Below are 7,093 nucleotides of genomic sequence, written 5' to 3' on the forward strand. Positions count from 1 at the left end.
GTCCGGCCGCGCGCAGCGCCGACGCACCGCGCCACGGGCTGGCGCGGGTGCTGTCCAAGGCGGGGCTGTGTTCACGCACCGAAGCCGCGCGCTGGATCGCCGACGGCCGGGTCACGGTCGACGGCCGCACCATCAACAATCCCGAGTTCCCGATCGTCGATGGCCGCCACGTAGTGCGCGTCGACGGCCAGCCGCTGGGCAGCGCCCGGCGCATCCACCTCATGCTCAACAAGCCGCGCGGGCTGGTCACCACCGCGCAGGACGAGCAGGGCCGCGATACCGTCTACCGCTGCTTCGATGGCGCCGGGCTGCCGTGGCTGGCCCCGGTCGGGCGGCTGGACAAGGCCAGCGAGGGCCTGCTGCTGTTCAGCAACGACCCCGAGTGGGCGGCGCGCCTGACCGACCCGGAGACCGGCCCGGACAAGACCTACCACGTGCAGGTGGATGTCGTTCCCGACGCGGCCCAGCTCGCCGCGCTGTGCGCCGGCATCGAGGACGAAGGCCAGCTGCTGCGCGCGCGCCAGGTGCGCCTGCTGCGCAGCGGTGAAAAGACTGCCTGGCTGGAGGTGGTGCTGGACGAAGGCCGCAACCGGCACATCCGGCGCCTGCTGGCGGCCCTGCAGATCAACGTCCTGCGTCTGGTCAGGGTCGGCATCGGCCAGCTGGCCCTGGGGACGCTGGGCAAGGGCGCCTGGCGCGAACTGCAGGCGCAGGACCTGGAACTGCTTTATGCCACGGCTGGACATGCCGTGGTCGCACCATAGTGCGTGGCCTGCCGGGGAGCGGGCGCACCACCGGGCAAGGGATGGCCTGTCGTTCATTGACCGACCACTACCGGGAGAAGTGTCATGCAAACCGTCGTCCTTCGCCGCCCCCTGCTGGGCGGTGCCTGCCTGTTGCTGCCGGCCCTGCTGCTCAGTGCCTGCGGCGGCCATAAACAGGCGGCCAAGGCCCCGCCACCGGTGACCGACAAGGTCGTCGAGGTGCAGTTGCCGGCCTCCGAGCGCGATGGCCGCGGCGCCTACCGCTTCCACATGAGCGATGGCGAGAAGCGCATGAGCGCCGACGAGTTCGACGCCTGGATGAAGGCCAATGGCATCCGCGTCGCCAAGGGCAACCCCAACGCGGCCGTGGCGCCCAAGCCGGTGGTGGTGGCCAGCAAGGAAACCCGGAAAGGCAAAAAGAAGTAGAGCCGACTGTCAGTCGGCTGCTCCTCGCGGAAATTGCGGTTCAAGGGGGCATTTCGCCCCCCGTCGGCATCAGCCCTTGATCACGCTCAGTTCCACGCCGATGCGGGTGAACGCATCGATCGCGCGGTCCAGGTGCTGGCGCGTATGCGCAGCGCTGATCTGGGTGCGGATGCGCGCCTGGCCCTTGGGCACCACCGGGAAGAAGAAGCCGATCGCGTAGATGCCTTCTTCCAGCAGGCGCTGGGCGAACTTCTGTGCCAGCGGCGCGTCGTACAGCATCACCGGGCTGATCGGATGCACGCCGGGCTTCACGTCGAACCCTGCGGCGGTCATCTTCTCGCGGAAATAGGCGGTGTTCTGCTGCAGCGTGGTGCGCAGGTCATCGGCCGCAGCCAGCATGTCGAAGGCCTTGATCCCGGCGGCGACCACGTGCGGCGGCAGCGAATTGGAGAACAGGTACGGGCGCGAGCGCTGGCGCAGCAGTTCGATCACCTCGGCGCTGGCGGTGGTGAAGCCGCCCAGGGCGCCGCCCATGGCCTTGCCCAGGGTGCCGGTGATGATGTCGATCTTATCCAGCACGCCCTTGACCTCGGCCGAGCCGCGGCCGGTGGCGCCGAGGAAGCCGGTGGCATGGCATTCGTCGATATGCACCAGCGCGTTGTACTTCTTCGCCAGCGCGGTGATCTCGTCCAGCGGCGCGATGAAGCCGTCCATCGAGAACACGCCATCGGTGGTGATCAGCTTGGTACGGCAGCCGGCCGCATCGGCGGCCTGCAGCTGGGCTTCCAGGTCGGCCATGTCGCAGTTGGCGTAGCGGAAGCGCTTGGCCTTGCACAGGCGCACGCCGTCGATGATCGAGGCGTGGTTGAGCGCGTCGGAGATGATCGCGTCGTTCTCGCCCAGCAGCGGCTCGAACAGGCCGCCGTTGGCGTCGAAGCAGGCCGCGTACAGGATGGTGTCCTGCTTGCCGAAGAAGCCGGCGATCTGCTGCTCCAGCTGCTTGTGCAGGTCCTGGGTGCCGCAGATGAAGCGCACCGAGGCCATGCCGAAGCCGTGGCTGTCCAACGCGTCCTTGGCTGCCTGGATCAGGTCCGGATGGTCGGCCAGGCCCAGGTAGTTGTTGGCGCAGAAGTTCAGCACGGTGCGGCCGTCGTCCAGGGTGATCTCGGCCGACTGCGGGCTGGTGATGACGCGCTCGGATTTGAACAGGCCCTGGGCGCGGATCGCCTCCAGTTCTTCAACGTAGTGCTGGGTGAGCGGGGCGTTCGGGGCGTCGGTCATGGCAGGCGGTCATCGGCACGGGAAAACCGGGATTTTACCTGTCGTCGCAGGGCAGGGGGCGCTTGTTGCCGCATTGGCGGGCGGCGAAAGGGAAATCGGTTACGCATGACATTGTTGCATCGCAATATCAATCAGGTTAAAAAACCGTAAACCGCGCTGCATCCACCCCATGTCCCCGGAGAGACCCCGCATGAACCACGCCACGCGCTGTATTGCCGCCGCTGTGCTCTGCGCCGCCTTGCTTGCCCCGTTTGCCGCCAGCGCCCAAGACGAGGCGGAATCTCCGTTCAGCTGGAACGTCACCGCCGTCTCCGATTACGTGTTCCGCGGTGTGTCGCAGACCGATGAGGATCCGACCCTGCAGGCCGGCTTCACCTATACCTCGCCGGTGGGTCTGTACGCCGGTGTGTGGGGCTCGGGCGTCGACTTCGGTGACGGCGGCCCGGATGCCGAGGTCGATTACTTCATCGGCTACGGCGTGGATGTCACCGACAGCGTCAACTTCGACGTGATGCTCAACCACTACAGCTACCCGGGGTCGAGCGAGCTGGCCTACACCGAGCTGATCACCAAGACCAGCTTTGCCGAGCATTACAACGTGACCGTCGCCTACACCAACGATGTCTGGAACACCGACACCGACGGCTGGTACTTCGCGGCGGGCACCGAGTGGGCGCTGCCGAACGAATTCAACCTGACCGCGAACGTGGGCCGCAGCACGTTCGAGGATGGCATCGCGCAGGACTACACCGACTGGAACATCGGCGTGAACCGCAGCTGGGGCCTGTTCACGCTCGGCCTGGGCTACTACGGCACCGACGGCAACGGCCGCGACAATTCCGGCAAGCTCGCCGACAACCGCGTGGTGTTCACGGTCGCCGTCGGGCAATAACCCGCGTTTAGCCGCCAAAGAAAAAGGCACCCGATGGGTGCCTTTTTCGTACCGACCAACGGTCGGTACCTACCGCCATGTCGTTGCCACGCCCGGTAGGTCACGACCGTTGGTCGTGACGGCGCGGAATCAATTCCAGCTCAACACCACCTTGCCGGCCTTGCCCTGTTCCATCAGGTCGAAGCCCTTCTGGAACTCGTCGATCGGCAGCTGGTGGGTCATCACCTTGCCGAGCGGGAAGCCGGACAGCACCAGCTGCGTCATCTTGTACCAGGTCTCGTACATCTTGCGGCCGTAGATGCCCTGCACGGTCAGGCCCTTGAAGATGATCTTGTCCCAGTCGCAGCCCGCGCCCTTGGGCATGATGCCGAGCATGGCGATCTTGCCGCCGTGGTACATGCAGTCGAGCATGTCGTTGAACGCGCGCGGGTTGCCGCTCATTTCCAGGCCCACGTCGAAGCCCTCCATGTGCAGTTCCTTCATCACGTCCTTGAGCGAGGTGTTGGCCACGTTGACTACCCGGGTGGCGCCCATGTCGGCGGCCAGCTTCAGGCGGAAGTCGTTGACGTCGGTCACCACCACGTTGCGCGCACCGATGTGCTTGCAGATGCCCGCAGCGATGATGCCGATCGGGCCGGCGCCGGTGATCAGCACGTCTTCGCCGATCACGTCGAACTCCAGCGCGCAGTGCGCGGCGTTGCCGTAAGGGTCGAAGAACGCCGCCAGTTCGGAGGGAATCTGGTCCGGGATCGGCCACAGGTTGCTGGCCGGCATCACCATGTATTCGGCGAAGGCGCCGTTGACGTTCACGCCGATGCCCACCGTGTTGGGGCACAGGTGCGGGCGGCCGCCACGGCAGTTGCGGCAGTGGCCGCAGACGATGTGGCCTTCGGCCGACACGCGCTGGCCGATCTCGTAGCCGGTCACGCCCGGGCCGATCTCCGCGATGCGGCCGACGAACTCATGGCCGATGGTCAGGCCCGGCTTGATCGTGCGCTGGCTCCACTCGTCCCACAGGTAGATGTGCAGGTCGGTACCGCAGATGGCGGTCTTTTCCAGCTTGATCAGGACCTCGTTCGGGCCCGGCACCGGCACCGGCACGTCTTCGAGCCAGATGCCCTTGGCGGCTTCGCGCTTGACCAGGGCCTTCATTGTTTGCTGCGCCATCGGGGTGGAACTCGTCTGGGGGGGAAAGGGGGAATTATAGGGCCGGCGGGGGCGGGAGCATGTTGCGGTGCGAGGGTGCAGCCACGCAGGGCGTGGCTCTACCTCACCGTTACGTGGCGGTTGGCACATGGATGGCCCTACCGTGACTTACGGCCGGGAAGGCCAGCCTCGCGGGCAGGGTAGACTTCGGGGTTCTTTCACCAGGGGCTGCTCATGCGCTCGAACCTGCTTGCTTTCTCCGTCGTCGCCAGCCTTGGGCTGGTCCAGGCCGCCCATGCCGCTGAAGGCATGTGGGTGCCGCAACAGCTGCCGGAGATCGCCGGGCCGCTGAAGCAGGCGGGCCTGAAGCTGTCGCCTGAACAGATCTCCGACCTGACCGGCGACCCGATGGGCGCGGTGGTGGCGCTGGGCGGCTGCACCGCCAGCTTCGTCTCGCCGCAGGGCCTGGTAGTGACCAACCACCACTGCGCGTACGGCGCGATCCAGCTCAACTCGACCGCCGAGAAGAACCTGATCAAGGACGGATTCAACGCGCCGACCCTGAAGGACGAACTCAGCGCCGGCCCGAACGCCCGCGTGTTCGTGCTCGACCAGATCACCGACGTCACCGACCAGGCCAAGGCGGCGATCGCCGCTGCCGGCAAGGATCCGCTGGCGCGCACCCGTGCGCTGGAAGCCTTCGACAAGGCGCAGACCGCCGCCTGCGAGGCCGATGCCGGCTTCCGCTGCCGCCTGTACAGCTTCTCCGGCGGCAACACCTACCGCCTGTTCCGCAACATGGAAATCAAGGACGTGCGCCTGGTCTACGCGCCCCCGGGCAGCGTCGGCAAGTTCGGCGGTGACGTCGACAACTGGATGTGGCCGCGCCACACCGGCGACTTCTCGTTCTATCGCGCCTACGTGGGCAAGGACGGCAAGCCGGCGGCGTTCTCGGCCGACAACGTGCCGTACCAGCCGAAGCATTTCCTGAAATTCGCCGACCAGCCGCTGGGCGCGGATGACTTCGTGATGGTGGCCGGCTACCCGGGCCGCACCAACCGCTACGCGCTGGCGGCTGAGTTCAACGAAACCGCCCGCTTCACCTACCCGACCATCGCCCGCCACTACGACGCGGTGCTGGACCTGATCGACAAGGCCGGCAAGGCCGATCCGGACGTGAAGGTGAAGTACGCTGCTACCGCTGCCAGCATGAACAACGTGGCCAAGAACTACGTGGGCCAGCTGGAAGGCTTCAAGCGCATCGACGCGGCCGGCCAGAAGCAGGCCGAAGAGGCCGCGGTGCTGGCCTGGCTGAAGAAGCAGGGCGCCGCCGGCAAGCCGGCGCTGGCCGCGCATGCGCAGCTGGTCAAGCACCTCGATACCAGCAGGAGCACCCGCGAGCGCGATCTGTTCGTCGGTCAGTTCAACAACACCTCCGCCGTCGGCGCCGCGCTGGCCCTGTACCGCCTGTCGATCGAGCGCGCCAAGCCCGACGCCGAGCGTGAGGCCGGCTACCAGGAGCGCGACCTGCCGACCCTCGAAGGCAACCTGCGCCAGATGGACCGCCGCTACGTTGCGGGCATGGACCAGCAGCTGCAGGAGTACTGGCTGAGCCAGTACGTGGCCCTGCCGCCGGCCCAGCGCACCAATGAGGTGCTGAACCAGTGGCTGGCAGGCAGCGATGCCGCCGCCGTCGACGGCCTGGTCAGGAAACTGTCCGGCACGAAGCTGGGCAGCCTGGACGAGCGCCTGACCTGGTTCAAGGCCGACCGCGCCGCCTTCGAAGCCAGCACTGATCCGGTCATCCAGTACGCCGTGGCCAGCATGCCGGCCCTGCTGAAGCAGGAAGAGCAGAAGAAGACCCGCGAAGGCGAATCGCTGCTGGCCCGCCCGGCCTACCTGCAGGCGGTGGCCGACTACAAGAAGAGCAAGGGCGAATTCGTCTACCCGGACGCCAACCTGTCGCTGCGCATCACCTTCGGCAACGTCATGGGCTATGGCAAGGACGGGGTGAACTACACGCCGTTCACCACGCTGGAAGGCGTGGCGGCCAAGGAAACCGGCGAAGATCCGTTCGATTCGCCCAAGGCCCTGCTGGACGCGGTCAAGGCGAAGCGCTACGGCGGGCTGGAAGACAAGCGGATCGGCTCGGTGCCGGTCAACTTCCTGTCCAACCTGGACATCACCGGCGGCAATTCGGGCTCGCCGGTGCTCGACGCGCACGGCAAGCTGGTCGGCCTGGCGTTCGACGGCAACTGGGAATCGGTCAGCTCCAACTGGGTGTTCGACCCGGTGATGACCCGCATGATCGCCGTGGACAGCCGCTACATGCAGTGGATCATGCAGGAAGTGGCCCCGGCGCCGCAGCTGCTCAAAGAGCTGAACCTCACGGGTAGGTAACGCAAGGGACGGCGCAGCCGGCCCTAACGTCGCTTGTCGACGGCCCGAAGGGTGCCCACCCCGGTGGGCATACCGTTGGTCGTTACACCGGTTGAAAGAACCCCGCGGCAATGCCGCGGGGTTTTTTTTCGCGCGCTGCAGCAGACGCGGCTGCCGGTGGATCGAGCGCCGGGGCGCCACACCC

General features: G+C 66.6%; 6 protein-coding genes. 4 read left to right on the plus strand and 2 right to left on the minus strand.

The window, feature by feature from the left end; genetic code table 11:
- Window positions 1–38: 38 nt before the first annotated feature.
- The gene (locus tag RWO33_RS18170; protein WP_314106623.1) at window positions 39–764 is read left to right on the plus strand and encodes a pseudouridine synthase; all 726 of its coding nucleotides are present in this window, start codon (window positions 39–41) and stop codon (window positions 762–764) included.
- Window positions 765–848: 84 nt separating this feature from the next.
- Complete coding sequence (locus RWO33_RS18175; protein ID WP_314106617.1) at window positions 849–1,190, plus strand: hypothetical protein; 342 nt, start codon at window positions 849–851, stop codon at window positions 1,188–1,190.
- Window positions 1,191–1,259: 69 nt separating this feature from the next.
- Here RWO33_RS18175 and kbl read toward each other — a convergent pair whose 3' ends face one another.
- Window positions 1,260–2,471 carry a glycine C-acetyltransferase gene (gene kbl / locus RWO33_RS18180; RefSeq protein WP_314106618.1) on the minus strand — a complete coding sequence of 404 codons (1,212 nt, stop codon included), beginning with the start codon at window positions 2,469–2,471 and terminating at the stop codon, window positions 1,260–1,262.
- 190 nt (window positions 2,472–2,661) lie between these two features.
- Here kbl and RWO33_RS18185 point away from each other — a divergent pair, with 190 nt between their 5' ends.
- Window positions 2,662–3,363: a TorF family putative porin gene (locus RWO33_RS18185; RefSeq protein WP_314106619.1), complete on the plus strand. Its 702-nt coding sequence runs from the start codon at window positions 2,662–2,664 to the stop codon at window positions 3,361–3,363.
- Between the two features lie 129 nt (window positions 3,364–3,492).
- On the opposite strand, the gene tdh is transcribed toward RWO33_RS18185, so the two are convergent.
- Complete coding sequence (tdh, locus tag RWO33_RS18190) at window positions 3,493–4,515, minus strand: L-threonine 3-dehydrogenase (protein ID WP_145481764.1); 1,023 nt, start codon at window positions 4,513–4,515, stop codon at window positions 3,493–3,495.
- A 228-nt stretch (window positions 4,516–4,743) separates the two neighbouring features.
- Between tdh and RWO33_RS18195 the strand changes: the two genes are divergently transcribed.
- Window positions 4,744–6,909, plus strand: a complete 2,166-nt coding sequence (locus RWO33_RS18195) for a S46 family peptidase (RefSeq protein ID WP_314106621.1) — start codon at window positions 4,744–4,746, stop codon at window positions 6,907–6,909.
- Window positions 6,910–7,093 lie beyond the last annotated feature (184 nt).

It is taken from the genome of uncultured Stenotrophomonas sp., from assembly GCF_963519925.1.
Classification (GTDB): domain Bacteria; phylum Pseudomonadota; class Gammaproteobacteria; order Xanthomonadales; family Xanthomonadaceae; genus Stenotrophomonas; species Stenotrophomonas maltophilia_AE.